Raw genomic sequence first — 235 nt, 5'->3', positions numbered from 1 at the left:
CTGCAGTTCCACCCGGAGTCTATTGGAACCCCGGCAGGTAAACAAATTTTGAAGAACTTTTTAGCTGAGATAGAAAGGTTGAGAGAAGATGAAGAGTTATTTACTCCAGTTAGCTGAGCATAAATCTTTTTCAGAAGATCAAATGAAGGAAGCCGTGGATTTCATTTTAGGTGAAGAAGTTTCGGAATCGGAAATTGCCGCCTTTTTAATGGGATTGAAATCCAAGGGGGAAACA

1 protein-coding gene and 1 pseudogene are annotated in these 235 nt (G+C 40.4%); both read left to right on the top strand.

The window, feature by feature from the left end; genetic code table 11:
• On the top strand, nucleotides 1-117 hold the full coding sequence (locus RYX56_RS25315) for a glutamine amidotransferase-related protein (protein WP_439108541.1): 117 nt from the start codon (nucleotides 1-3) through the stop codon (nucleotides 115-117).
• A pseudogene (locus RYX56_RS25310) lies at nucleotides 89-235 on the top strand (anthranilate phosphoribosyltransferase); the annotation flags it as partial. The gene RYX56_RS25315 and the pseudogene RYX56_RS25310, both read left to right, overlap by 29 nt.

The sequence above is a fragment of the Alkalihalophilus lindianensis genome (assembly GCF_032843265.1).
GTDB classification, from domain to species: Bacteria; Bacillota; Bacilli; order Bacillales; family Bacillaceae_D; genus Alkalihalophilus; species Alkalihalophilus lindianensis.
The sequence above is the reverse complement of the archived record's forward strand: the minus strand, read 5'-3'. Positions and strand labels throughout refer to the sequence as shown.